This is a genomic window from Pseudomonadales bacterium, assembly GCA_024234435.1.
GTDB lineage: Bacteria > Pseudomonadota > Gammaproteobacteria > Pseudomonadales > Porticoccaceae > JACKOF01.
Window position 1 is genome coordinate 724,795 of the sequence record JACKOF010000001.1, and the last position, 25,219, is coordinate 750,013.

A 25,219-nucleotide genomic window follows, 5' to 3' on the forward strand; every position below is an offset into this window, starting at 1 on the left:
AGATATTGAGTCAATTAATACAGTTTCTTTTGGTGCCCGATGGCAGCGCAGCACGCCGGCTTCGCCGATTATTGGCGACACAATCCCCGTGTATGGGAATCATGGTTGGTACCTGGCCAGAACTGATCGAACAGGCCAACAGCGCGTATGTCATTCCACCTCAGGTAAGTGACTGGAAGTCTCAATTTCATACGGCGCTGGAACAGCTGCCTGATGCGTTCTGGTCGAACAGTTTTGAGGTGGCGCCTCAAGAAGTGGCGGCAGAAGTTGAAGCCGCGCTATCCCTGGTGGTTTCTGCTACGCAGCCTAGCTACAACGTTAGTGATGCCTTTCTAAAATTTGACCAAATCCCTGATCGCCCCAGAAAGCACGTAGAAGATATCGTGCGTTTACTGGTTAAGTTGGATGGTCTGCTACCCGACGAACTACAGGGCATACAGCAACTACTTTCTGCCGATCCATCCGCCGCCATACGACAGATCGTGGTTTATCACCTAGAGGGATTTCCGTCGCTGACACGCTGGCAGGGGGCGTTGATTGACAAGCTCAACGCGGATTCTGGCATAGAACCTGACCCGGCATTGACGGGACTGATAGCGTCGCTCTTGCTCGATCCTTCTTCAGCTGCGCCACAGACCAGTCTTGATGCTTTACAGCAACGTCTGTTTGCTGTGCCAGAGGAGACGGCGCCGCTGGATGATACTGTGCAATGGGTGGGTGTCAGGGATTTTCTGGAAGAAGCCGAAGTGGCGGCGGGCATGGCTCAGCAAATGCTGGCAGAAACCCCGGGGCTAGCGCCAGCTGACATTGGCTTGCTGTTGCCTGATACATTTGAGTATTCACTGGCCGTCAATGATGCATTTTCAGCGGCGGGTCTGCCGCTTTCCGGTTTGCCTGTGGATCACTGGCAGCGGGATCTGGGGCGTGAGGCCCTGTTCCACTTTCTGTACTGCCGGCAAAAGCCTTCACCGGCCATGGCTCTGGCCGTTTGCTTGTCGTCTCCCTTAATGCCCTGGTCGAAAGAGCAGGGTGCCGAATTGGCCCAGGCCGTGATGGATGGCGACTATCGATTGCGCCCATTTCCGGCGGCGACATGGGCTGCCCGGCAGATGTTGGAGCTGTTGCGTGAGGGCGATGAGCGTCCCGACACCTTAGCAGCGGCGATTCAGGACTTTGTCGGCTTGCTGGACGGCAGCGAGCAATTGGAATCCCACGTCTATCACGCGAAGGCAGCGGCCGACGAGTTGTGTGCGGCATTAACCGGAAAGACGGACATCGACTGGAGCCTACTGCGGCGCCTATCCAGCCCAAAGAACATCAGTACCGGGGAATCGCCCGATTTCAATCTGGAAGGGATTACCGTATGGCGTGAATCCCACGAGGCCTGGCGCCCGGTTCGGTTACTGATGGTGTTGGGGTTCGCCTCAGGGCATTACCCGGTGGCCAGCAGCGATTCCGCGGTATTTGTCTCTGAGGATTTACTGGCGCTTCGGGACGTGCTCGGCTTATCGCTGGCAACACCTGCTGACCAAATGCGTGATCGACGGGCGCGATTTAAACGCCAGTTGGCATCTGTTGCCGAGTTCGTCTGTTTCACGATCCCCCGCAGGGACGCCAGTGGCGCATCGCAGTCGCCGTCGGAATCGCTGGTATTTATGGGGCAGTTGTACAGCGGTATCGATGATGGCGAGTCCCTGATTATGGAGATGGATGTGGCGGCAGACCGCGATCGCATTCGTTTCCTGCCGCAGGCCGGTTCACAGTCGCCGCGGCTACCTCGTGCGATTGTCGCGGAAGATATGCAGTTCGAGTGCGATCTGCTGGCACTGCGCACCGATGCTGAGGGTAATCTTCGGCCCGAGTCTCCCAGCAGCCTGGAGACACTGATGGTGTCCAGGCTGGCCTGGCTGTTACGTCGCATCAACGCGGAGCCCCAGGGCTGGGAGCCGGAGCGGCCCGATGTCATGTTGTTGGGCACGCTGACTCACCAGGTCTTGGAGGAGCTGTTTCAGGCATCGCGCCCGATACCCGACCCACAGGCCATCAGCGCACAAGTGGAGCCACTGCTGGACGCGGCCATCAGAACCCACGCACCCTTCCTCCGCGCTGCGCAGTGGCAGGTTGAACGCCGGCATTTGGCCACTGGCATCACCAAGGCCGCCTTGGCCTGGCGAGACGTGTTGGTGACCTTGAACGCCGAAATCCTCGGTACCGAAGAGTGGCTGGAAGGGCACCTGGAAGGTCTGCCCATTCATGGCCAGGCCGATATATTGCTGGGCCTGCCCGATGGCCGATTGCTGGTGGTCGACTACAAGCGCTCCAGTGCCAACAGCCGCAGGCCCCGCATGCAGAAAGGCTACGACAGTCAGGCAAACCTGTACCGCACCATGCTGCAAACCGGCGGGCCTAAAATGGGAGGGGCCAGGAGCGAAGACAATACGGCCTTGCTGGAGAGACTGAAGGCTGGGGATACCACCGGTATCGTCTATTTCATGACTAACGACCAGACGTCGCTGTCCGATGCCTTGGTGGTCGAGTCTGGAGCTATTCCGGGCTGGGAGGTGCTGGATGGCGATGTGGCCGAACAGGCGATGACCCTGATCCGGGAGCGATTGGGCGAGGTGAGGGCAGGTCAGCTGTATTTGAATCGGGACGGCGATGCCGCGTTCTTCGATAAACAGGCGGGCGTGAAGCCCTATGCCCTGGAGAACAGCCCGTTGATTCCGCTATTCACCATTCCCGGTGAAGCCAGGGAGGCCGAATGATGTTGCCCGCACTCACAATTATTCCCGCCGGCGCGGGATCCGGTAAGACCTACACCATTCAGCAGCAGTTAGGTGAGTGGGTGGTTGCCGGGTTGATTGCTCCCGAACGTATCGTGGCGGTGACCTTTACCGAAGCGGCTGCAGCAGAGCTGCGGGAGCGGATTCGCGCCAAGTTGCTGAGTCTTGGTCGCTTGGAAGAAGCCTTAAAGCTGGATCAGGCCTACATCTCCACCATCCACGGTTTTGGCTTGCGCTTGCTGACGGAATTTGCATTTGATGCGGGTCTGTCTCCCAGACCCCGACTGCTGAATGAGGACGAAGAAAACACGCTGATTCGGCTGGCGTTGGCGCGCACTGAAAAGGCAGATGTCATCACCTCAGACCTGGCCAGATTTGGCTACAGCTTTGATTTTAACTCCCAGAAGAGCGCCGAAGAGGGATTTCGCGATGATCTGCTGAGAATTGTCACCTTGCTGCGATCTGCCGGTTGGTCCGAAGAGAGCGATAGCTACTCAGCGTTTGCTGCCGATTGGATCAGAGCGCGCTACGGCGTCACCGGAGACGGTGACCAAATGACGGCACGGTTGCAGCAGGCGGCAAGTCGTCTGCTGGAGGCCTTCCCGGAGAATTTATCCAGAGAATTTGGCAATAACGCCACGGCTTCAAAAGAGTTTCAGCGCGACTATCGAAATTTGCGGGCCGCGGCGGCAGGTGAAGGTTTAAATACCGATTGGAAACTGTGGAAAGAGCTGCGCGCGCTGCGCAAATCCAAGCGGGGTTGCCAGCTGCCCGACGGCTATGACGAGCTGGCCGATACAGTTATCGAGGCTGCGAACGCTTTGCCTACGCATCCCGGCCCGCGTGAACAGGCCGTATTGCACATTGAATCCCTGATCGCCGCCGGCCAGGAAGTGCTGGTCCACTATGCGCAAGCCAAGCGTGAAGCGGGGCTGGTCGACTACGGCGACATGATCGCCATGGCCGCAGACATGCTGCGCAACCGCCCGGAAGTATTGAATACCCTGGCCCAGCGCATCGATTGCCTGGTTGTGGACGAGTTTCAGGACACCAACCCGCTGCAGTTTGCCTTGCTGTGGCAGTTGAGGGACGCCGGTGTACCCACTGTCACCGTTGGCGATTTGAAGCAGGCAATTATGGGCTTCCAGGGCGCCGACCCGCGCCTGTTTGATGCCCTGATCCGCCAGAATAAGGATGTCGCCAAGCCCTTGACCAGCAACTGGCGATCCCAGCCAACCCTGATGCACTTTATCAATGCAGTTGGCCCCGGCTTGTGCGGTGATGAATACGTGCCTCTGGCTCCGCAGGGGGCTGCGAGCATCCAGGAACCGATCGAGCTGATTGATTTTCCGGTGAAGGCCAAAAAAGGTCAGCATGCCGTTCGGGCACTTTCTGTTGGTGAGCGGCTACAGGTGATGCTGGAAGATCCTGCTCAGCAGATTAGGGATCGACGCACAAAGCAGCTGCGTCGACTGCGTGGTGGGGATATTGCGGTGCTCTGTCCCACCCACAGGATGCTGGCAGATTACGCCGATGTGTTGCGGGCAATGGGGCTGCGGGTGCGATTGCAAGAGGACGGCTGGCACGCTTCACGGGTGGTGCAACTGGCCTGCCAGGCCATGGCCTATGTCGCCAACCCTAATGATCGCCATGCCGCGTTGTACCTGGCCGTCACCGAATTGGGTAGCCTCGATTTGAAAACGGCCCTGGAACAGCTGATTGCCGATGGGAAAATCGTCGATCCGGTGTTGGCTCGGTTGGATGCGCTGGCCGCGAATGTTAAGGACCGAACTCTATTTGCCTTGGTGGCTGACACCTGTGCGGCACTCAATCTCTTTGATGAGGTGTCCGTCTGGCCGGATGCCGATCAGGCTCGGGCAAACTTGCTTCGCTTGCAGGCCGAGGCGGGCGAATACATGGATGCCAACCGTGAAGCACTCGCCAGTGGTGGCTATTACGGTTCCGGCATTCAGAGTTTTCTGGCCTGGCTGAATGCCAAGGTCGAGCAGAAGGATAAGAACCATCAGCCTGACCCGCTAGTGATCGATGAAGATGCCATTCAGCTGGTGACCTGGCACAGCTCCAAAGGCCGGGAGTGGCCCGTGGTGTTTGTGTGTGGCATGGATAGGAGCTTGAGCCCGGGATTGCCCAACATGGCGCTCGGCTACAGCACATTTGAGGATCTCTCCCAGCTGATCGAGAAGGCGCAAATTGAGTACTCCCCCAAGTTTGCCGCCCCCGAGTCCGACGACAAGTTCCTTGAAGCGCTGGGGCTAGCCACCGAGCTTGAATCCAGACGATTGATCTATGTCGCCATGACCCGAGCACGGGAAAAACTGGTATTGGAATGGCCGAGCTATTTGGCGGATAAAGATGGACTCACCTATTGGTCAATTCTCGCAGCAGGCCTCACCCCATCGCGCCAAGACGCGACCATAAGCATTGGTGACAATTCGTTCCCTTGTGTGATCAGGGAGGGGGAGTCAGAGTTGCCAGAGGCTATCGGGACAGTCGGAGAGACAACCACTGACCTGTTGGCCACCATCGGCCGCCGGGCGATACAGCGCGGAACCGTCCCGCAGGGATTGATTCCGGACAGCGTTGTGCCGTCGGGAATGGAAAGTATTCAGCCCTCAGATACGGCCAGTCAGCCACTGGAGTTGATCCGCTACCACACAGGGCTGGACCTGGATATCGAGCTCACCGGCACGGTACTCGGTACCTTTTTGCACCGCTGCTTTGAGATCCTCGGCGCTAATCCAGGACACGCTGCAAACATCTCAGGTGTTACTGGTGTAGAGCTCACCGACGGTACCGCCGCGAACATCGCTGCCAGTGTGAATAGTTTCGAGCAATGGGTGGCAGAGTACTTTTCCGCAACAGCCGTGCATCGAGAACTTCCATTACTGGGACTTGATGATAACGGTTCCGTGGTCTCTGGCACCGCCGACCTGGTGCTGGAAACAGACAGTGGCCTATGGATTCTTGACCACAAGTCAGACCAGATTGAGGATCCAGAAGCGGCATTTAATGGCTATCGGCCACAGTTGGAATGCTACGCAAATCTGCTGCAGAGCATGGGGCATACTGTGCTTGGGGTAGGGATTAACTTGATTCGGCGAGGAACCATAGTGTTGCATCGTTCTGGCGGATTACCGGAAGAGTCATCTAGAAACTCGAAAATTATACAGAAGGGAATTAAATGAGCGGTGAGATAAAGAAGATCGACTCGATTAAAAATATGGCGGTATTTCAGGATTATCGGTGGTCTTCGTCAGTCAGGGATGAGGGTAATAACATTGCGGAGTTTAAGAAGATCAACATTCTTTATGGCCGCAATTATTCGGGCAAAACAACTTTATCACGGATATTTAGAGCATTAGAAACCGGCTTTATATCAGACAAATATAACTCGCCTGAATTTCAGTTGTCTCTCGAAGGCGGCAATAATGTAACGCAAAACTCACTAGGCAGTCATGGCCAATTGGTTCGAGTCTTTAACGAAGATTTCGTCAGAGACAACCTGCGTTTCATTATTGATGATGAGCAAACCATCAATTCGTTCGCAATATTAGGGGAAGATAATACAAAGCTAGAGGAGCAGATTGAGCAGCATGAAGCGGAACTTGGGAGTGAAGAAGAAAGGTCGGGACTTCTTGGTGATCTCCTTAGTGCTCAGGAAAAATACAAAGAGGCCAAAAACTCCCACGATGATAGGTCTTCAGGATTGGAAGGTAAATTACGGGACAAAGCCAATAAGGCAGGGACTGGAATTAAGCACAATAAATCCTTTGGGGATGCCAACTATAATGTGCCCAAGATAAAAGCAGATATCGCCACTGTTATCAAAGACACCTATTCCCCAATTACGGATGAACAAGTAGGTAAGTTTCATGATCTCCTCAAAGAAGAGCCTAAGCCGGAGGTAAAAGAACCATCGTTATTCAATCTTCAGTACTCTGCGATAGCATCAGCGGCTAAAGAGCTTGTCGAAAAAAAGATTCAGGCATCTGACCCAATTCAGGAGTTGCTAAACGATGCAGCTCTGTCAGCCTGGGTTAGGACTGGTCGGGGGTATCACAAAGATAAGAGAGATACTTGTGCTTTTTGTGGTAGCGACCTTCCTCCAGATTTATGGGAAAAGTTGGATAAACATTTTAATCGGGAGTCTGAAGAGCTTCGTCAAGCACTGGATAACCTAATTGTAGCGGTTGAGCGTGAGCGGGAACGAGTCCCCGGTCTGTTGATGATCAAGAATTCAGAGTTCTATTCTAATTTTGCCAATGATTTGGAATCGTTGGCAGAACGGTTTTCAAATCAGGCCGCTTCTTATTGTGCAAGTCTTGATTCTATAAAGGAGCAGGTCGAAAAACGAAAAGATGACATTTTTACACCTCTAGAATTCTATTCTCCTGACTTCTCTGAAGATGCTCTGAATGCGGTTAGAGATTCGTTTGAAAAACTTCGAGAGGAATCAAACCAGTTGACTGCTTCACTGAGTGCGGATCAATCAGAAGCTCGTGCTGCTTTAAGGCTTCATGAAGTTCACACATTCATTAACGACATAAAATACGAAGATGAATGCACGGCTATTGATACTTTGAGAGCGGCAATGGGTGAGGCAGAGGGAGTTAAGAGTGCCGCAAAGGAAAAAGTCGATGCTAAGCGAGAAAAGATCAATGAACTAAAGGCTCAGCTGAAAGATGAAAGTAAAGGGGCTGACCGTGTAAATGATTATCTGAACAATTTCTTTGGTCACCAGTCACTTTCACTCAAAGCCATTGAGGAAAATGCCGAGGATATTTCAACGGGATACCGGTTTGAAGTAACTCGCAACGATAATAAGGCATTCCACCTGAGTGAGGGCGAATGCAGTTTGATAGCTTTCTGTTACTTTATGGCAAAGCTTGATGATATTGAGACCAAAGGTAATCAGCCGATTATCTGGATCGATGATCCCATTTCCAGTCTGGATGCAAACCATATCTTTTTTGTCTACAGCCTTATCAATGCTGTAATTGTGAAACCGAAGAATTTTTTGCAGCTATTTATCTCCACACACAATCTTGATTTCTTGAAATACCTAAAGAGGATTTCCAGTGATTATAAGGGTAAAGGAGATAAGAGGATAAAGATCCGTGAGTTTTTTATGGTAGAGCGTTCGGGCGATTCAAGTCAAATATGTCTAATGCCCGGTTACCTGAAAAACTACGTTACGGAATTTAATTATTTATTTCATCAAATTTATAAGTGTGCAACCGCTGAATCTATTGGTGATGGAAATTATCACGAATTCTATAACTTCGGGAATAATGCCAGAAAGTTTTTGGAAATATACCTCTATTACAGATACCCGAATGGTATTGAAGGCGACGACAAGTTATTAAAATTTTTTGGTGAGGATAGTGTTCCGGCAATATTTACGGACCGAGTTAATAACGAGTATTCACATTTGTGTGGCGTATTTGAACGTGGTGCTTCTCCAATAGACGTCCCCGAAATGAAAACTGTTGCTCAGCAGATTATTTCAAAGATCAAGGATGATGCTGATCAGTATTCAGCTCTTCTACAAAGTATCGGGGTGAAGGATGATTTGTTCGAGAAGGACTTTAATAAGGCGCAGGAGGCTCAATGAAAATCCTCCACACATCCGACTGGCATGTCGGCCGCACTCTTTATGGCAGGAAACGCTACGAGGAGTTCGAGGCCTTTCTGACCTGGCTGGCCGAGACGATTCAACAGAATGAAATTGATGCCTTGCTGGTGGCGGGTGATGTTTTTGACACTAGCGCTCCGAGCAATCGCGCCCAGGAGCTGTATTACCGGTTCCTGTGCCGGGTAGCCGCCTCGTCATGTCGGCATATTGTCGTTATCGCAGGCAACCACGATTCCCCGTCTTTTCTCAATGCACCCAAGGAGCTGCTCAAGGCCCTTGATGTCCACGTGGTCGGGAGTAGCACCGCACACCCGGAAGACGAAGTGCTGGTGCTCCGTAATGGGCAGGACGTCCCGGAATTGATTGTCTGTGCCGTGCCCTATCTCCGCGACAGGGATATCCGCGTGGCGGAAGCGGGTGAGAGCATTGAGGACAAGGAACGAAAGCTGATTGAAGGCATTCGCACTCATTACTCCACCGTCGCCGCCCTGGCCGAGCAGAGGAGAAAGGAGCTTGGTGTCGATATTCCTATTGTTGGTACCGGGCATCTGTTTACTGCTGGCGGGCAAACCATTGAGGGCGATGGCGTGCGCGAACTCTACGTTGGCTCCTTGGCACATGTGACAGCAGGGATTTTTCCTGCCTGCTTTAACTATGTCGCGCTTGGGCACCTCCATGTTCCGCAAAAGGTGAATGGCTCCGAAATCATTCGGTACAGTGGTTCCCCATTGCCCATGGGGTTCGGAGAGGCAAAACAGCAGAAGAGCATTTGCCAGGTTGAGTTCCACAGCACGGCTGCATCCGTGCAGCTGATCGACGTGCCAATTTTTCAGAAACTTGAGCGGATCAAAGGAGACTGGGACGGCATCTCAAATCGTATCCTTGAATTGTCAGCGACGGAGGACCCCAATCAATCAGGAGTCTGGCTCGAAGTTATTTACGACGGCACGGAAGTCATTGGCGACCTGCGTGGGCGCCTGGAGGCAGCGATTTCCGGCACCCAAATGGAAATTCTCCGGATAAAGAACAGCCGCATCATCGACCGCGTGCTGGGACAAATTCATGAAGAGGAAACACTCGACGATTTGAACGTGAATGACGTGTTCGAACGATGCCTCGCTGTCCATGACGTGCCCGAAGAGCAGCGCCCTGAGCTGCTTCGGGCCTACCAGGAAACGGTCTCGTCTCTCTATGAAGACGACGTGCAGGCGGAATAGAGAGGCTGTCGATGAGAATACTGCAGGTACGCTTCAAGAATCTGAACTCGCTGGTCGGTGAATGGCAAATCGACCTGATGCACCCGGCTTTCGCGTCTGATGGTATTTTCGCCATCACCGGACCCACTGGCGCAGGGAAGACCACGATCCTCGATGCTATTTGCCTCGCACTTTATGGGCGGACGCCTCGCCTGAACAAGGTCACCAAGAGCGGAAACGAAATCATGTCCCGCCAGACCGGCGAGTGCTTTGCCGAGGTGACCTTCGAAACCCAGACCGGCCGTTACCGCTGTCACTGGAGCCAACACCGGGCACGCAAGAAACCGGATGGCGAACTCCAGGCCCCGAAGCACGAAATTGCCAATGCCGATTCCGGCGAGATTTTCGAATCCAAGCTCAGAGGGGTAGCCGACCAGATTGAGTCGGCTACCGGCATGGACTTTGATCGTTTCACCCGATCCATGTTGCTGGCCCAGGGCGGCTTTGCTGCGTTCCTTCAGGCGGCACCGGATGATCGTGCGCCGATTCTGGAGCAGATCACGGGAACAGAGATCTACAGCCAGATATCTATCCGTGTCCATGAGCGCCATCGCGAGGAGCGGGAAAAACTAAACCTGCTTCAGGCTGAAACGGCAGGCATCGTGATTCTTGAGCCGGAGCAGGAACAGGAGATTGGGCAGGTACTGGGGACAAGGCAGAAGGAAGAGGCAGACCTTGCAGCTAGATTTTCTGAAATCGGACAATCTATTACCTGGCTCACCACCATCGATGGGCTGAAGAAGGAAATCGTCAACCTGGCCGATGAAGCGAGCAAGCTGCAGTGCGATATCGAGACGTTCAAACCGGATCGTGAAAAGCTGGGTCGGGCTTTGAGCGCTACTTCGCTGGATGGCACCTACGCAACGCTAACCGCCACCCGAAAACAGCAGGCGGATGACAGTGCCGGTTTGAAAGCCGAGGATGAGGCTCTTCCGGGTCTGGAATCCTCCGCCAAGGAACAGGACGAGGCACTGAAATCAGCTGAGCAACAAACTGCTCGAGCCAAAGAAGAGTTGAAATCGGCTGCGGCTACATTGCAGAAGGTTCGCTCCCTTGATCAGAAAATTGCCGATCAAAAAAAAGCTGTATCGGAAGGGGATGAGGGCTGCAATAAGGCTGCGGCAAAAATTGATGCAGACAAACAAGCCCGGCTCGAAGAGCAGAACAAACGATCCAAGGCTCATGAGACACGGGATCTCGTGGATGTCTATCTCAAGGAGCATGCACAGGACGAATGGCTAGTCAGCGGTCTGGCTGGCGTTGAAGAACAGATCGCCAGCCTGCTCTCCAAGCAAAATGAAGTCGTTCAAAAGGAGGCTACTCAAGAAGCCGCCACGAAGGCTCTTGAATTGGCGACAAAGTCACTCGACGACTGTCACAAGCAATCCGGCATTCGGAAGCAGGAGTTGGAGGGTGCCTCGAAACAGCTTCAGCAGGGTAAGGATGGTTTGAGCCAACTACTGGGGGGGCGTTTGTTGCGGGAATACCGCACCGAGAAAGAAACCCTGCTGCGTGAAATGGCCTTCCTGGCGAAGATTGCGGAGCTTGAAGATCATCGGGCAAAGCTGGAGGATGGCAAGCCCTGTCCACTCTGCGGCGCAACCGAGCACCCGTTTGCGGAGGGGAATGCCCCTGTTCCCGATGAAACCGAAAAGAAAATCGACGACCTGACTAGGCTAATCAGTAAGGCTGAAAATCAGGAATCCACCATCAAGAAACTCGAAGAAGCTGAGAGCCTGGCCCGCAGAAACCTGACGGAGGCTGAGAAGTTGGAGTCAGCAGCGGCCAATGACAAGAAGGCTGCCGAGAAAGCCCACGCCGAGGTGAAGGACGGCCTGGTGAAACTCCTTGCCGATTTTGCCGAACGCAGGCAGGCCGTTACTACGAAACTCCAGCCGCTTGGTATTGCGGGTATCCCTGATACGGACATTTCATCACTGATCGAAACACTCAAGGCGCGGCTGACGGCGTGGCAGGCCCAGGTAAAGAAAAAGACGGACATCGAGAAACAGATTGCCGACATCGACAGTGAGCTGAAGCGGTTGGATGCGGTTATCGAAACTCAAGGCACCGCCCTGGCCGAAAAGCTGGATCGTCTTGAAACCTTGAAGAAGGAACTCGCCACCGGAAGTGATGAGCGTAATGCACTGTACGGCGACAAGAATCCCGACAATGAGGAGCGCCGTTTAAACAAGGCGATTTCTGATGCCGAAGATGCGGAGAAGCAGGTCAGAGAGCGGCACAATGAGCTCCAACAAAAATGGAATACCGCGAAGGCCCATGCTGAATCTTTAAAGAAACGCATCGAATTGCGAGAGCCGGAACTGAGAGGTCTTGAAACCAAATTCTCCGCAGCGCTCGCGCCAGTTGGATTTTCAAATGAAGAACAGTTCTTGGCGGCCATACTGCCCTCTGAAGCTCGGGCGGAGCTGACAGCCACGGCCAAGGATTTGGATGAGCGTCAAACGGAACTGAAGGCCAGACGGAAGGATCGGGAAATGCGTCTTGCTACGGAAATGGCACGCAAGGTCACCGATAAATCGCTGGAGGAGCTTGAGCCTCAATTCAAAGAGCAAGAGGATAATCTGAGAGACCTGCGTGACATCATTGCCGGTCTTAAGCACAAGATTAGTGAGAATGCAGCAGCAAAGGAGCGGATAAAGGAAAAGCATGCAGCTATCGACGCCCAGAAAAAAGAGTGCAGTAGGTGGGACAACCTACACGATTTGATAGGTTCTTCAGACGGTAAGAAGTATCGAAACTTTGCACAGGGGCTGACTTTCGAAATGATGATTGGTCATGCCAATCGGGAGCTGCAGAAAATGACTGACCGCTATTTGTTGATTCGCGATGAGACTCAGCCACTTGAACTCAACGTGGTCGACAGCTACCAGGCCGGAGAGATTCGCTCCACCAAAAACCTTTCTGGTGGTGAGAGCTTTATTGTCAGCTTGTCCCTGGCTCTGGGTTTGTCCCACATGGCCAGCAAGAATGTACGGGTGGACTCACTGTTCCTAGATGAAGGTTTCGGAACATTGGATGAGGAAGCGCTCGACACAGCTCTAGAAACGCTCGCGGGGCTGCAGCAGGATGGAAAGTTGATTGGCGTGATTTCACATGTTGCTGCATTAAAAGAGCGGATTAGTACGCAAATTCAGGTGACTCCCCAAACCGGTGGCAGAAGCCAGATTTTTGGGCCTGGATGCGGGAGATTGGATGCGACAGGGTTGGCCGTAGAAGCTGGCTGACTCAACAGTATTGGATGATTTCACAATAGCCTAAGGGCACTTGATAAACTATCAGGCCGCAGAGGAAAAACGTCGATCTGCTATCGAGTGAGAGATATTTAGTTTTGCCATTGTTTGGTGCGGGTAATTGAAAAATAGCGCATTGTCACGTGAAGAACTGTTTGCTTCGGTTTGGGATCGTCCTTCCAAAGAGGTAGCTCGTGAACTGGGTATTTCAGACGTCGCGCTTGGTAAGCTGTGTCAACGACTGCAAGTGCCAAAACCGCCGAGGGGCTATTGGGCCAAGATTGCTGCCGGTCGCAAACCAAGACAGCCACCACTTCAAGCCTACCGTACGGAAGTCGAAAAGCGGTTAAAAAAGCAGACCAGATCAACCACCCCAATACGGCTCTCTAAGCTGCAGTTGGAATTTCTCAAGTTGGCTTTCGATGAATTGGCTGCGACGGGAATAGAGGTCGGTGAATCTGTGCTGGCCTATGATGGCATCCGATCCATCCCCTCGGAACTCGCTGCGCAGGTTTTGATCATTCTTCAGACTCGGTATGAAAAATGGGTTGAAGCGAGAACGACAGCTTCAAGTATGAACGGAGCCATTAGCAGTCTGAGTAATCTTGTCGCTAAATTGCTGCCTTACGCGAAGGAGCAGCTGTTAGTTTTCCATAGACAGTCGGACGAACGGTACTCTCGTTCACTGGACCCTAGTATCTCCATTCGGGCGACTGAAGATTTCCTGCGGCGAATTGCTCATCTTTCTCGGTTAGCGCGAACCAACGGCTGTGCCTATGTTGCCGCCGACATGTCAGCCTTGGAACATGCGTGGTCAGTTAATCAGATATCTTCTCCCCGTGTGTACTCGAAATCAAAGACGGAGCTGTGCGTATCCTCTAACGAGGTCTGGGTCAGAGCCCAGCTGGACAATTCCTGGTCACATGATCAGTTCGAGACTGTTCGATTACCCCTGAGAGAGATTTGTCCAATTGACCTGGTGCCGGCATCGGAGCTGCGATTGCCGGGCAAAATCTCACGATCTGCGATGCAGCACCCTTATGCCGAACGTCTGCAGGCATTACAGGAAGCGCGGGTAATCTATGACGGTTTGGTAGATGCGACCTATGACATGGATAGATCGGTGCCGAACGAGCGACTCGCTCTATTCGATCGGCTGTGGTTCTCTCAGTCCGAAACTGGTCCGTTTGTGACTGCGAGGCGCGCCTGGCAGCGATTGGAGACCGACCTGGAGCGGTGGGGGGAGGAACTCGAAAGTGAGACGGTAGCCCTGTGTCAGGATATCTTGGGTATCGAGACCGGTGATATCGTGGTGGTTGAGTCAGGTAAGAGCACAGTGCGACTAAAGGTTGAAGGCATGAATGTGTATTTGTCCGATGAGCGTGTCATGTTCGGCGTGTGGGGCACCAGATTTCGCAAAGACGGCCTCCCCGGGAAGCGCTCTGAGCATTTTGCCATTGTTGTCGAGAATGACTGAGATCCCTTTGAGGCGCTAAGGGGAGAGATGTTGTAACATCGTCAGCATGTGAGTTTTTTGCTAACCCCATCCATAGGGGACACTCGGTTGTTCTGGTGCTTGCCCTTTAAGGCTGGGCTAACCAGTAAAAAAATGAAATTATTTTCAAGTAATTCCTGAGCATGGTATTTTTCGTGGTATTTGGAATATGGTGATTTGTAACTGTATGAAAAATAAGAAAAATAAATGCTTATTTACAATCGAGTGGATGACAGGTACTGGCAGGCATTGTCTGGCACTGGCTGGTATTTCGGCTGAGGGTTAAAGAACTTTCCGCTAAGCAATAGGCTGTATAAAAGCACAACATCGCAAGGAAGCGGATCATGTATCATGTGGCCGCCAGGATGGCCAGCCCGGACGAGTATGCTGGTCGTTACCAGCGTCACCGGCCGGAGCAAACCCTGCTCTATCAGATGGTTGACGAGTATTACCCGGTATTTGCAGGCCTTATGGCAGCTTTCCCTTTCAGTTGCGCTTTCTGTTCGCCAGCCAGCCAGCGATCATGGGGCAGGTGCTCGGCATCGTTTATCGCGTGCTTGCCACGCACCTGATCAAGAAGTCATGGCATACCCACAGGGCAGCCCACACGGGCGCGGTCACCCTCATCCAGCGCTTTGGCTCGGCGCTCGATCTGAATATCCACTTTCACATGCTGTTCCTCGATGGGGTGTACGTCGACCGTCCCGATGGGGCTGCCCGGTTTCGCTGGGTCAAGGCGCCCACCACTGAGGAGCTCACGCAACTGGCGCACACCATCGCCCAACAGTCGGCACCGGGCGTTGGTCACGCCGGCAAAGCGAGGCAGGGGTAACAAGGTCAGGGTAGCCGATGAACCGGCAACACCAGCACAACGACGAGCGTCGATGACATGGGCGCAGCGGCTCAAGCGTGTTTTCAATATCGACATCGAGACATGCAGCGCCTGCGGCGGTGCAATGAAAGTCATCGCCTGCATCGAAGACTCTGTGGTGATCAAGCAGATCCTCGATCACCTGAAGCAGAAAGCCGAAATCAGCGAGACCAGGGAGCTACCCGAAGGCCGGGCGCCGCCGGTTGAGTTGCCGCAGGGGCTGTTTGACTGACGATTCCGAAAACAACGATACCAACCAGGATGCTGCACTCACGTCACCACGGCAGGGATTCGTCGTGTTGGCTGTCGGAAAAGGAGCCGCTAGTGGGAAAGAGGAGGGTGAGTTTTCAGCGTTGTTGGCTCCCCGTCAGCCGGATTCGGGCTGCATCGCAGGGGTGCCGAGAGAGTCAACTGCGATCCAAAGCTGTTGGACGTGAGTGAAAAGGGCGTTTATTCTTCCTATACGCAGATCTGGTTCTGCATCACCTTTTATGCGAGGAATTGGATCTCAAAGTGTAATGGTCAACTAAATTTGGCCACGGTTTTATATTCAATCCAGAACTTTCGTTCAGATTCATTTGGGCTTAATCCGCTGTTGTGTTGATGGGGCCTGGTTTGGCTGTAATAGCCAGCAATGTAATTAATAATTGAGTTCTTGGCTTCCTGGAAACTGCCATAACCTATTGTTGGAACCCATTCTGTTTTTAGACTTCTGAAGAAGCGCTCCATTGGACTATTGTCCCAGCAATTACCTCGACGGCTCATACTTTGAGTTATCTGATATCGCCAAAGCAGCTGACGGTATTTTCGACTCGTATAATGACTGCCTTGATCAGAGTGGAACATCACACCTTGAGGCCTGCCACGTAACTCATAGGCCATCGTTAATGCCGCACCCGTTAGCTGACTATCAGGTGATAACGACAAAGCCCAGCCTATAGGCTTTCTGGCAAACAGATCCAAGACGACCGCTAAATAAGCCCAGCGTTTACCTGTCCAGATGTAGGTGACATCACCACACCAAACTTGATTGGGTTTGGCTACTGAAAATTGGCGTTCGAGTGTATTAGGTATCGCTACATGTTCCTGATTCACCTTTCGGTAGGAATGGCTTGGAAGCTGGCAGCTCACCAGCTTTAACGCTTTCATTAACTTACTCGCACGATAGCGACTGAGTGGTATGCCGCGAGCAGAGACGATACCAGCAATCGTTCGAGCACCCGCTGAACCGTTACTTTTTTCATAAGCAGCCCGAACTTCACTCAACAGTTTTACACGCTCAGGCGAAATCCTGCGAGGGCGGTTAGCCCAATACCGATAACTGCTTCGATGCACGTTAAATACATCGCAGATTAACGTGACCGCGTGGCTCTCTTTGATTTTCTCGATTAACGAGAATTGCTCAGGGAGTCTGACATCAAGAGAGCGGTAGCCTTTTTTAGAATCTCTTTTTCCTCCTCGATGCGCTTTATTTTCTTCTCTAGCTCGAGGATTTTTTGTTGCTCTGGTGTCATCGGTGTGGCTTTAGGCGATTTACCAGCGCGTTCTTCTCTAAGCTGACGAACCCACTTATCCATGGTGGATTTACCAACGCCCATGGCGTCGGCAGCGTCTCGAACGGTATAGCCTTGATCGACAACGAGCTGTGCTGCTTCAAGTCTAAATTCGGGGCTAAACGTGGGTCTTTTTTGTTTTGTCATTACGTCACCTGTTTTATTCCGAGGTGATAATATCACCTCTAATCAGGTGGCCAAATTCACTATGCCACTACAAAGTGGCACTTTCGGGATTGAGTCAGCTGTGGCCATGTATTTGGATGATGTCTATATAAGCGGACATATCGATGCTGTGATGGAGTTAAATAATATTGAAAGAATCGAAGTCTTAAAAGGTCCGCAAGGCACCTTGTTTAGCCGCAATACAACGGGCGGGGTTATACATGTAATTACTAAAGATCCGACTTCCGAACCGCAAGCCGAAATTGAAGAAAAATTAGGTAACTACGATACTTATGGTGGCAGCTTTTACGGAAGTACAGGATTAACCGAAGATCTAGTTGCGGATATGGCGTTGCAATTTCAACGGCAAGATGAGGGCTATGGGGTCAACCAGAGTTTCGTCAAATTTTATTTTGAATACAAGTATAATCCTGCTTTTTGTTGGTCTGATCTAGATTATCAGCGGATGAATTGATAGCCTGGTTATATTTTTTAAGTTGTTTTATCCAGATAAAGGCACCAGAATCAAGGATATGTTTATGCAGTTACCATTCATATTTTCAAACAAGCAAATTATCTATGGCGCCTTCGGCTTTTTAGCTCTGATTATCCTTCCGCAAATTGTTTTTTCTTCCAACGATTCTGTCATTCGTGCCGATTTACCGATCCTTGAAGACGTCTATAAGGATGTGCATGCAAAGCGTAAAGATTACGAAATTTACGGATTTTACCCCGGCATGTCGCGTCAGGAAGTGCTTGATCAAGCGCAGAATATAGCTGATGAAGAGATCAAATATATTCGCCCGCAAAGCGATGCTCCGCTAGAATTTTATATCGAGAAAGGTCGTATACAGATTAAAACGAAATTTTCAACCTCTGCTGCTCATAAAAAAATCTTGCGGCATCGTGAGCAAAAAGAAAATGACTCCGTTACTTTTGCTACCTGGATCCAGATTGAAGAATTATACGAAGATGGCAAACTCAATAGTGAGAAAATTTTAAAGCGTGCCCGTGAAAAATTTGGTGCGCCAATCGCGGAGACGCAGAGCGATAAATTTCATGCATTAGAATATAGAATGGATGATGCGATATATGAAGTTGCACGGCGCCAATGCATTGCTGAAGTGATTGAAAAAAATGAGGATAGAGCGTATGGATATGGTGCAGAGTTCGGACGCAAAGTGGCACACATAAAAGCGGAGCCGTTAGCTGAGGCTATGAAAATGTGTCCGAATAGTGTGCCTGCATTACGCCGAGCAATGATCAGTGAAATGAGTCCACGATTAGAGGTCCGTGTTATTGCACCTCGTAACCGCGTTATTTATACCATGAGCTATGAAGCGGGAAAGACATTCCAGTATCGTAACGCAATCAAAGATTTAGCGAAGATCAAAGAGTAATAACTCTCTATCTACATCTAAATATACATACTCATTAAAAAACTAGGGGCCGAAGCAGCTAAGCCCTTTATTGAGGTCGTGTTATTTTTAAGTTCTTTCGGTTTCTGCTTAATCAAATTAACCATGTCATTATAGAAAACACCGGCATGATTCATCGCACCGTATTCTGCAAACAGGTCGGCTGCACCGGATAGGGCAATGACACTTTTCTTTGTGTTCATATAAACGTAATCGAAGTGACGTTTTTCAGGTTTGAGGCCCAGTTTCTCCATCGCTGAAAACAATCTGGCCTTCTCATAGTCGATCAGGCTTTTATCCTGAAAAAACAGGGCATCCATTTTTTTATAAGCTGAGAGCGCTTTTTGTTGTCTTCCAAGTAAACTATAACGCTCTACTTTACTGCTGTAGTGACGCATTATTGAACTATTATATTGAGTTGTTGGTTGTGAGTTATCGAGAACAGTTTCAAGACAGGTTGCATCAGGGGGCATGTAGCAGTTGGAATAAAAATTATTACCTTGCTGCTTTGGAAGGCGACGTGACGGTTTGTTGGCATCAACCATAATACGGTTAAGTCCGCCTTTACGCTCTACCATGACTATAAAGGGCTGCCCTTTTGCGATGTTGTACTTCAGCATGCGTTCTGCTTGATCGATAAACCAGATGGCAATGATCTGCCTGATTTCTTCGGACCACTGTCATCTAGAGTATGGTCTGTTGTGATGCCGTTGCCGGCAGGGTTTTAATGTACTCATTCGGCGTGAGGTAGTTCAAGCTCGAATGCGGTCTGATCTGATTGTACTGCTTTCTCCATGCTTCGATAACAACACGTGCTTCCGCTCGTGACCGGAACCATTCCATGTTCAAGCATTCGTCCCTGAACTTGCCATTAAAGCTCTCGTCAAGTCCGTTCTGCCAGGGCTTACCGGGATCGCTCAATGCCGTGTTGATGCCATGATCGGTTAGCCATTTCAGCACAGCGCGAGAGACAAACTCCGAGCCGTTGTCAGACCGGATATGGCGCGGAGCGCCATGCACCGTAATCAGTTTAGCAAGCTGCTCGATGACATAAGCAGAGCGGATGCGACCCGACACCGTGATCGCCAGGCATTTGCGCGTGTATTCATCAACGATGATCAGGCACTTCAGCACCTGACCGTTGGCGCAACGGTCGAACACGAAGTCATAGGCCCAGACATGGTCCTGTTGTTCCGGTGGTAGCGGTCTCGGTCTGGATACCAGTGCACGACGGCGCTTACGCTTTTTCGGGACCTGCAGCTGGGCACTGCGCCACAGCCGCCATGCCCGATCAAAACTCATTGGATGCCCGTCACGGCGAAGAAGGATGGCAATACGCCGATAGCCAAAGCGCGGATACAACCGCGACAAGCGACGCATGGCAGCCAATGCCGGTGCATCTTTTTTATCCAGCCGGGACTGATACTCTAATGTCGAACGGGCAACCGAGAACAACCGGCACGCACTGCGTTGCGAGAGCCCGCGCTTAACCGCATAGGCGACTTGTTGTCGCCGCGCTGACGCGGTCACCACTTTTTTCGGCTGACCTCCTTCATGACTTCGATCTCAAGGTCACGCTCGGCCAGCAGCTTCTTTAACCGACCGTTCTCTTGCTCCAACTGCTTGAGATGGCGAACATCGTTCACCTCCATCTCACCGAACTTCTTGCGCCACGCGTAGATCGTGGCTTCGCTCACACCGTTCTTCTTCGCAACCTGAGTGACTGGCAGTTCGTCCGCTTCGCGTAAAATCCGGACTATCTGCTCGTCGCTGTATCTTGTCTTCTTCATGGTAACTCCCTCCAAGGAGTACCATACTCTCAAGTATCAGCTGGTCCTAAAAACACCGGGCAGGTCAGCAACCCCATTTATTTCTTTGATGCGGTCACCATTCATAAGTCCAGAAGCCGCACCACTACCAAAGGGATCAATATCAGAGATGTAAGCCGTGTCATACCCTTGTTTGAGCCCGATACCGATTTTTGCTTCCGCAAATGCGGTTTGAGTAAATGAAAGCCACATTAACGCTAACAGAAAAAAAGAAGTGCGTAGAGTTGGTTGAGTTGTCATGACGAACGTCCTTATCCTTTCTGTAAATGCTCTTTCGCAGAGGAGCTTTGAGCATTCGATGGTATCATTGGGGTTGATGGGAAAGGTAAGAAATCTTCCCGATATTCATTGGCGGAAAAGTAATCCAACGCACGCTGAACGTCTTCATTATCGAAGAGGTCAGCTGCCAATGCGATTTGTGCGATAACCTGATAAGCTTGGCCCATGATATACGCTTCGCGGTTTTGCATTTCTTTTGCAGACATAGTTGGAATTCCTTGGATTCTGTTTTTTTGAGCTTACACTATTGCGCTTTCCCTGCCATCTAACCATCTGGGTTAGGATCTTTTAGCCGAGTTAAAATACAAGGTAGCCCTTAGCCCTGGGTTAGCATTTTCCAGCGACAGCTTTGCGCCATGACGTATTGCAACGGCTTCCACATGGCGCAGACCAAATCCATGCCCGCCTGAATTCTGGCGACGGCCTAAAGCTGCCAGCACATCCAGTGTTGTATCCTCAACGCCGGTGCCATAGTCACGCACACTTAACGAGAACCGGCAACCATCTTGCGAGAGGCTTATCAATACTGCTGAGCCTGATGGTGCGTGTTTCAGTGCATTTGAAACGAGGTTAACCAGGGCGCTCTCAATAAGCGGCTTAGATCCCAGTATTTCTGCTGTTTCGCATGATATTTCCTGTTTCAAGGTGACGCCACTTTCTTCAAATGCCTCAGCATAAAGTGTTATAGCCGATTGCACGATGTTCTCAAGATTGAGTGGTTTCATGGCAAAGCCGGGAGTCGCCTCGATTTTGGCAAGCTCCAGAATATGAGTGACGAGTTCAATCAGCCGGTCAGCCTCCGCGGCGATTTCGCTATTGCCTGCAGCGACTATCCGGTTGCGTAGATTCGATATGGCGTGATTAAGCTCGTGTGCTGCGACCTGACTATAAGATTCAAGACCACGCAGAAGACGCTCGACTTCGGCCAGGGCTTTGTCAATATTGACTGACAGTTGTGAAAGCTCATCACCAGATCCATCTGCCGGTGTTGATAGAATCCGGGCAGACAGATCGCCTTCTTCAACACGCTGAAAAACGGAGTTGATACGTTTAATTCTGCTGCGAAAGCGGTGGTTGAGTAATCCCAGAAGAAGAGAGCTGCAAAGGCCGAGAAAAACAACAGCTACCATCATCACTGGCACAAACCAATGATTCAAAGATTCGCGCGCGGTCAGGCGGCGGCCGACAGTAAGCGTAAAATCTGGTTCAATATGAACGCGGTGTAGAAGCAATGGGCCTGGGGCTATTCCAATGTCCATGCCATTGAGTTCTACCCAGGAGCCTGGCGGGTGATTCGGTATTCGTTGCGCATTGCCGATAATTTTTTCGCCATCCGAATTAGCCAGAAAATAGACTGTGCCGCTTTCATCGCTTGTATTTTCTGATAGGCGTACACCGATATTCTTCGTTAAAACAGCGATATCGGGGATGATACCGCGTTCTGGTGCCCGATCCAGCATAACAGCGATGTCACGAGATACATCCTCTTTGATTGATCGCTCAACCGCAATATTGATTGCACTGTAGGCGGTAACGCCAGCAATCAAGGCAATCAGTAGGGTCACCAGTATATTGATGAGTAGAGCAACAGCGATTGGATTTTTGGCTCGCACTGTCCCCCCTATAATCGGCGCTGATACGAATCTCTGCTTATTATGGGGTAAGTATTAGTTACTCGTCATCTAACCGATGTGGTTGGTTCACTTGTTGCCGTTCCATTGTAGCGGCCACGGTTTTGGTATTGCCACTGATGAAGAGCAGTACGTTAATCCTTGAATCGCTATTGTTCTGCAGGCTGATTTCGATTTCAGAATGGTCGCCGGGTGGGACAAAGCAAGGCAGCCGCGCTACAGACGTCTTCGGGCAACTGACAGGCTTCCAGCTCTCTTCATTCTGGGCATAACGCGAGATATTCATGGTGATTTTGGCTGCTGTTTCAAGGTGTTGATGGCCGGCAGGTTGGGCGTAGATCGTTGTGCCTTGACTTCCATCAACAGGTAATATGATGCTGTCTTTTTCAGTGGGGGCGAGGCTTGCTTGCAATTCCAGCCCTATGGTCATTTTAACTTCCCGCAGGCCGCCGATGATGCCGGTAAATCCGCCAAGTAGATTGGACCGTTTAGCTGGCGTTAGAGGTGATAGCTGTTCAATTCGGCGAAGCGTGTCTTCATCATCGGCAGCCATACGGTTGGCGGCCTCTATCATGTTGCGAACAGACGTCAGAATAGCAGCCCGGCGCTGGTCAGATTTAAGATCAAAACCCCGGGTGTCTTCTTCCGGAGGGTTTGCCTCAAGCCGTTTTACCAGATTCAAGCGTGATTTCGCGGTGCGTGCCATGCCATAGGCGTCACCTGCGGTCTGCCTTTCCAAAAAGCGGACTTCAGACTGGTAAAGAGCACTCGCAAGCGAAGATTCATAAGGGTCAAAAGCGTCAGATGATAATGTTGGGGGTGTTTTCGCTTGCGAAACGCATCCGGTGATCAGCAGGGATGTCAGCCCCAAGGTTAATAGTCTGGAATAGCTCAAAGGTATCTAACCTCGATTGTTAGGTGCGGGAAGCGTGTTTTCGGGGTACGCTAGCCAGGATGATATAGGAAAGCGAAAGGAAATGTCTGAAAGCAGTCAATTACTGATCGTTGAGGACGATCCAACAATGGCATCGCTTATGGCGGATGTGGCCAGTGAACTTGGCTATGGGATAAGTCTGGCCGAAACCCTCGACCAGGCCAAGCGGGAGAGCGCAGCACATCTGCCTGATCTGGTTATTCTCGACCGGATGCTGGGAGATGGCAGTGAAGGGCTTGGTTATATCGAGTGGCTGAACGCGTTGGAGGGAAAGCGCCCTGGCATTCTCGTCGCCAGCCGCCTGACCTCCGTCAGTGACCATGTGCTGGGATTAGAGACGGGCGCTGACGACTACATCAACAAGCCATTCGAACGCGAAGAGCTGAGGGCGCGCCTGCGCGCTGTTGCACGTCGTGCCGTGTCCAATCGGGCACCGGAGAGTGTGCTGATTTTTGACACACTCGAAGTCAGAAAATCGAGTGCTCAAGCGTTGGTCAACAACACACCACTACCGCTTCGCCCGCAATCATTTTCACTGTTGAAGGCGATAGTTGAACGCCAGGGAGAGTGGGTCAGTCGCAAGGCGCTTTGGCATGAAGTGTGGACGGATTACAAAAACCTATCACCGCAAGACACGGTTATCAATACCGCCATTAGCCGTTTACGGGGTGTGTTGTCTGTCGTAGAGGGCGCACCGGAGATTGTCAGTGAAAACTTCGGCTATCGTCTGGTGAGCCAGAATGACAGACTTTTGGACTCTGAAACTGTATAGGGAAATCATTAACTATGGGTGTTCTAACCACCATTAAAAAGCGATTGAGCGCCTTGCTGGGTGGTAAACACAATCAAGTGGCAGCCCTGCCTGAAAAAACAGCGGCACCTGTCTCGCTGTGGCTCGATCAACGCATTGTTAACGTCGCTTACGAGACATTTTCTTACATGCTGAAAAATTATCATACAGCGGGGGTGATCGATCATGCGGCATGGAACATAAACGAAGAAGATCTCCAGAAAATGATCTCAATGCTTGCACCTTACGTTACAACAGCGCATCGAGGTGTCAAGCTGCAGATGAGCACGGATGAACAGGATGATTTTGTCCGGTTGCTGGATTATGCCGGGTTTGCTGCGCAGACACTGACTGATCGAGTGCTGCTTGAGATGGTATACGAGGCCTGTAGTGACGATGGTTATGGCAAAGATCGGAACTATAACGATCAGCTCTATATTGTTCTGGAATTTACGCCTGAAGAACTCTCAGCCCATAATCGGGTTTTTCAGAAAATGATTGATGACCCTGAGTGCATCGACAACTCAATGTACGATCTCACCGAGTGGGATAAATACGTAGCACTCGTTGCAAAGCTGAAACAGATTAATGAAAGCACGAAATCGCCCGTGATAGTGCCAATGACTTTTCGTGAATGGGCGACTTATAGCTCGTACAGCTCGCATGCATTTGATCTCGACGATGGAGAGCTGACCGAGGAGGAGGAAACTGCGATGTCAAAAGTCATGTCATTTAACTCTGTAATTTTGAGAGGGAATGCTCGAAGCAAAGCGTAAGTATGGAAGATAAATAGCACATGAAAGTTTACCTCGACGATGAACGCAAGACACCCGATGGTTGGGTAAGATGTTATTGGCCAGATGAGGTCATTGAGCTGCTTTATTCTTGCGAGGTAACGGAACTCAGTCTTGATCATGGCCTCGGCGATGATGACAGAGGCACGGGTTATGATGTGTTGCTATGGATTGAAGAAGCGGTTGGCGGGCGCGGCTGGCATCCGCCAAAAATATCGGTTCACTCGGCCAATTCATCAGCCCGGCAAAAGATGGAGGCTGCGATCCGCCAGATAGACAAACTAACCGCAGCCCAGCGTGACTATGAAAAACACTGGGAAGATGGAACGTTTTTAATGATCTGGGATGGAAGCAAACCGGCCTGGTTTATCCCCGAAGCAGGTGAACCTGTAGTGCTGGCGGGCAGCGCTGAAGTATCCAAATTATTTGATCTTGGTGACGGAACCGTTCTCGGCGTTGATTTTGGCTGGAAGTGCTATCGCAAAGAGTTTCTTGATGACGGCTGGCGGCG

The 25,219-nt window shown here is 51.2% G+C and carries 17 protein-coding genes and 3 pseudogenes; 13 read left to right on the forward strand and 7 right to left on the reverse strand.

Features of this window, described 5'->3' with window-relative positions; all coding sequences use genetic code 11:
* Positions 1-5: 5 nt before the first annotated feature.
* The 8 genes and pseudogenes from H7A02_03365 (at position 6) to H7A02_03400 (ending at position 15,781) form a co-directional block, all read left to right on the forward strand.
* Positions 6-2,765 (forward strand): PD-(D/E)XK nuclease family protein, encoded by a 2,760-nt coding sequence (locus tag H7A02_03365; protein MCP5171293.1) that lies wholly within the window; start codon positions 6-8, stop codon positions 2,763-2,765.
* Entirely contained in the window at positions 2,762-5,989 is a 3,228-nt protein-coding gene (locus H7A02_03370) for a UvrD-helicase domain-containing protein (GenBank protein ID MCP5171294.1), read from the forward strand. The genes H7A02_03365 and H7A02_03370 overlap by 4 nt, the downstream gene beginning before the upstream one ends.
* Entirely contained in the window at positions 5,986-8,418 is a 2,433-nt protein-coding gene (locus H7A02_03375; protein ID MCP5171295.1) for an AAA family ATPase, read from the forward strand. The genes H7A02_03370 and H7A02_03375 overlap by 4 nt, the downstream gene beginning before the upstream one ends.
* Positions 8,415-9,656: an exonuclease SbcCD subunit D C-terminal domain-containing protein gene (locus H7A02_03380; protein MCP5171296.1), complete on the forward strand. Its 1,242-nt coding sequence runs from the start codon at positions 8,415-8,417 to the stop codon at positions 9,654-9,656. Before H7A02_03375 ends, H7A02_03380 begins: the two co-directional genes overlap by 4 nt.
* Positions 9,657-9,667: 11 nt before the next feature.
* Positions 9,668-12,943: an AAA family ATPase gene (locus H7A02_03385; GenBank protein MCP5171297.1), complete on the forward strand. Its 3,276-nt coding sequence runs from the start codon at positions 9,668-9,670 to the stop codon at positions 12,941-12,943.
* Positions 12,944-13,070: 127 nt separating this feature from the next.
* Positions 13,071-14,426: a hypothetical protein gene (locus tag H7A02_03390; protein ID MCP5171298.1), complete on the forward strand. Its 1,356-nt coding sequence runs from the start codon at positions 13,071-13,073 to the stop codon at positions 14,424-14,426.
* Positions 14,427-14,901: 475 nt separating this feature from the next.
* Positions 14,902-15,547: pseudogene (locus tag H7A02_03395) on the forward strand (transposase).
* Between the two features lie 29 nt (positions 15,548-15,576).
* Positions 15,577-15,781 (forward strand): annotated as a pseudogene (locus tag H7A02_03400) (hypothetical protein).
* Positions 15,782-15,837: 56 nt separating this feature from the next.
* Here H7A02_03400 and H7A02_03405 read toward each other — a convergent pair.
* Positions 15,838-17,015 (reverse strand): IS3 family transposase gene (locus H7A02_03405; protein ID MCP5171299.1). Its coding sequence is split into 2 segments (ribosomal slippage): positions 15,838-16,748 and positions 16,748-17,015, totalling 1,179 coding nucleotides; the frame shifts between segments, so codons are not numbered across the junction.
* Positions 17,016-17,076: 61 nt separating this feature from the next.
* Here H7A02_03405 and H7A02_03410 point away from each other — a divergent pair.
* Together H7A02_03410 and H7A02_03415 are read left to right on the forward strand one after the other, a co-directional pair.
* The gene (locus tag H7A02_03410; GenBank protein ID MCP5171300.1) at positions 17,077-17,508 is read left to right on the forward strand and encodes a TonB-dependent receptor plug domain-containing protein; all 432 of its coding nucleotides are present in this window, start codon (positions 17,077-17,079) and stop codon (positions 17,506-17,508) included.
* A 64-nt stretch (positions 17,509-17,572) separates the two neighbouring features.
* Positions 17,573-18,433: a hypothetical protein gene (locus tag H7A02_03415; protein MCP5171301.1), complete on the forward strand. Its 861-nt coding sequence runs from the start codon at positions 17,573-17,575 to the stop codon at positions 18,431-18,433.
* Positions 18,434-18,450: 17 nt separating this feature from the next.
* On the opposite strand, the gene H7A02_03420 is transcribed toward H7A02_03415, so the two are convergent.
* The 6 genes from H7A02_03420 to H7A02_03445 form a co-directional block, all read right to left on the reverse strand.
* Entirely contained in the window at positions 18,451-19,071 is a 621-nt protein-coding gene (locus H7A02_03420) for a hypothetical protein (GenBank protein ID MCP5171302.1), read from the reverse strand.
* A 64-nt stretch (positions 19,072-19,135) separates the two neighbouring features.
* Positions 19,136-20,241, reverse strand: a protein-coding gene (locus tag H7A02_03425; protein ID MCP5171303.1) for an IS3 family transposase whose coding sequence is annotated in 2 segments (ribosomal slippage) — positions 19,136-19,992 and positions 19,992-20,241 — 1,107 coding nt in all. Because the reading frame shifts where the segments join, the coding sequence is not laid out codon by codon here.
* Between the two features lie 36 nt (positions 20,242-20,277).
* A complete protein-coding gene (locus H7A02_03430) occupies positions 20,278-20,520 on the reverse strand; it encodes a PDZ domain-containing protein (protein MCP5171304.1) in 243 nt (80 codons plus the stop codon).
* 11 nt (positions 20,521-20,531) lie between these two features.
* The gene (locus H7A02_03435) at positions 20,532-20,765 is read right to left on the reverse strand and encodes a hypothetical protein (GenBank protein ID MCP5171305.1); all 234 of its coding nucleotides are present in this window, start codon (positions 20,763-20,765) and stop codon (positions 20,532-20,534) included.
* Positions 20,766-20,837: 72 nt separating this feature from the next.
* The gene (locus tag H7A02_03440; GenBank protein ID MCP5171306.1) at positions 20,838-22,172 is read right to left on the reverse strand and encodes a HAMP domain-containing histidine kinase; all 1,335 of its coding nucleotides are present in this window, start codon (positions 22,170-22,172) and stop codon (positions 20,838-20,840) included.
* Positions 22,173-22,230: 58 nt separating this feature from the next.
* Positions 22,231-23,085 carry a hypothetical protein gene (locus H7A02_03445; GenBank protein MCP5171307.1) on the reverse strand — a complete coding sequence of 285 codons (855 nt, stop codon included), beginning with the start codon at positions 23,083-23,085 and terminating at the stop codon, positions 22,231-22,233.
* A gap of 82 nt (positions 23,086-23,167) precedes the next feature.
* Here H7A02_03445 and H7A02_03450 point away from each other — a divergent pair, with 82 nt between their 5' ends.
* The 3 genes and pseudogenes from H7A02_03450 (at position 23,168) to H7A02_03460 (ending at position 24,992) form a co-directional block, all read left to right on the forward strand.
* The gene (locus H7A02_03450; GenBank protein ID MCP5171308.1) at positions 23,168-23,896 is read left to right on the forward strand and encodes a response regulator transcription factor; all 729 of its coding nucleotides are present in this window, start codon (positions 23,168-23,170) and stop codon (positions 23,894-23,896) included.
* 14 nt (positions 23,897-23,910) lie between these two features.
* Positions 23,911-24,690 (forward strand): hypothetical protein, encoded by a 780-nt coding sequence (locus tag H7A02_03455; protein ID MCP5171309.1) that lies wholly within the window; start codon positions 23,911-23,913, stop codon positions 24,688-24,690.
* Between the two features lie 20 nt (positions 24,691-24,710).
* A pseudogene (locus H7A02_03460) lies at positions 24,711-24,992 on the forward strand (hypothetical protein).
* The last annotated feature ends 227 nt before the right edge of the window (positions 24,993-25,219 follow it).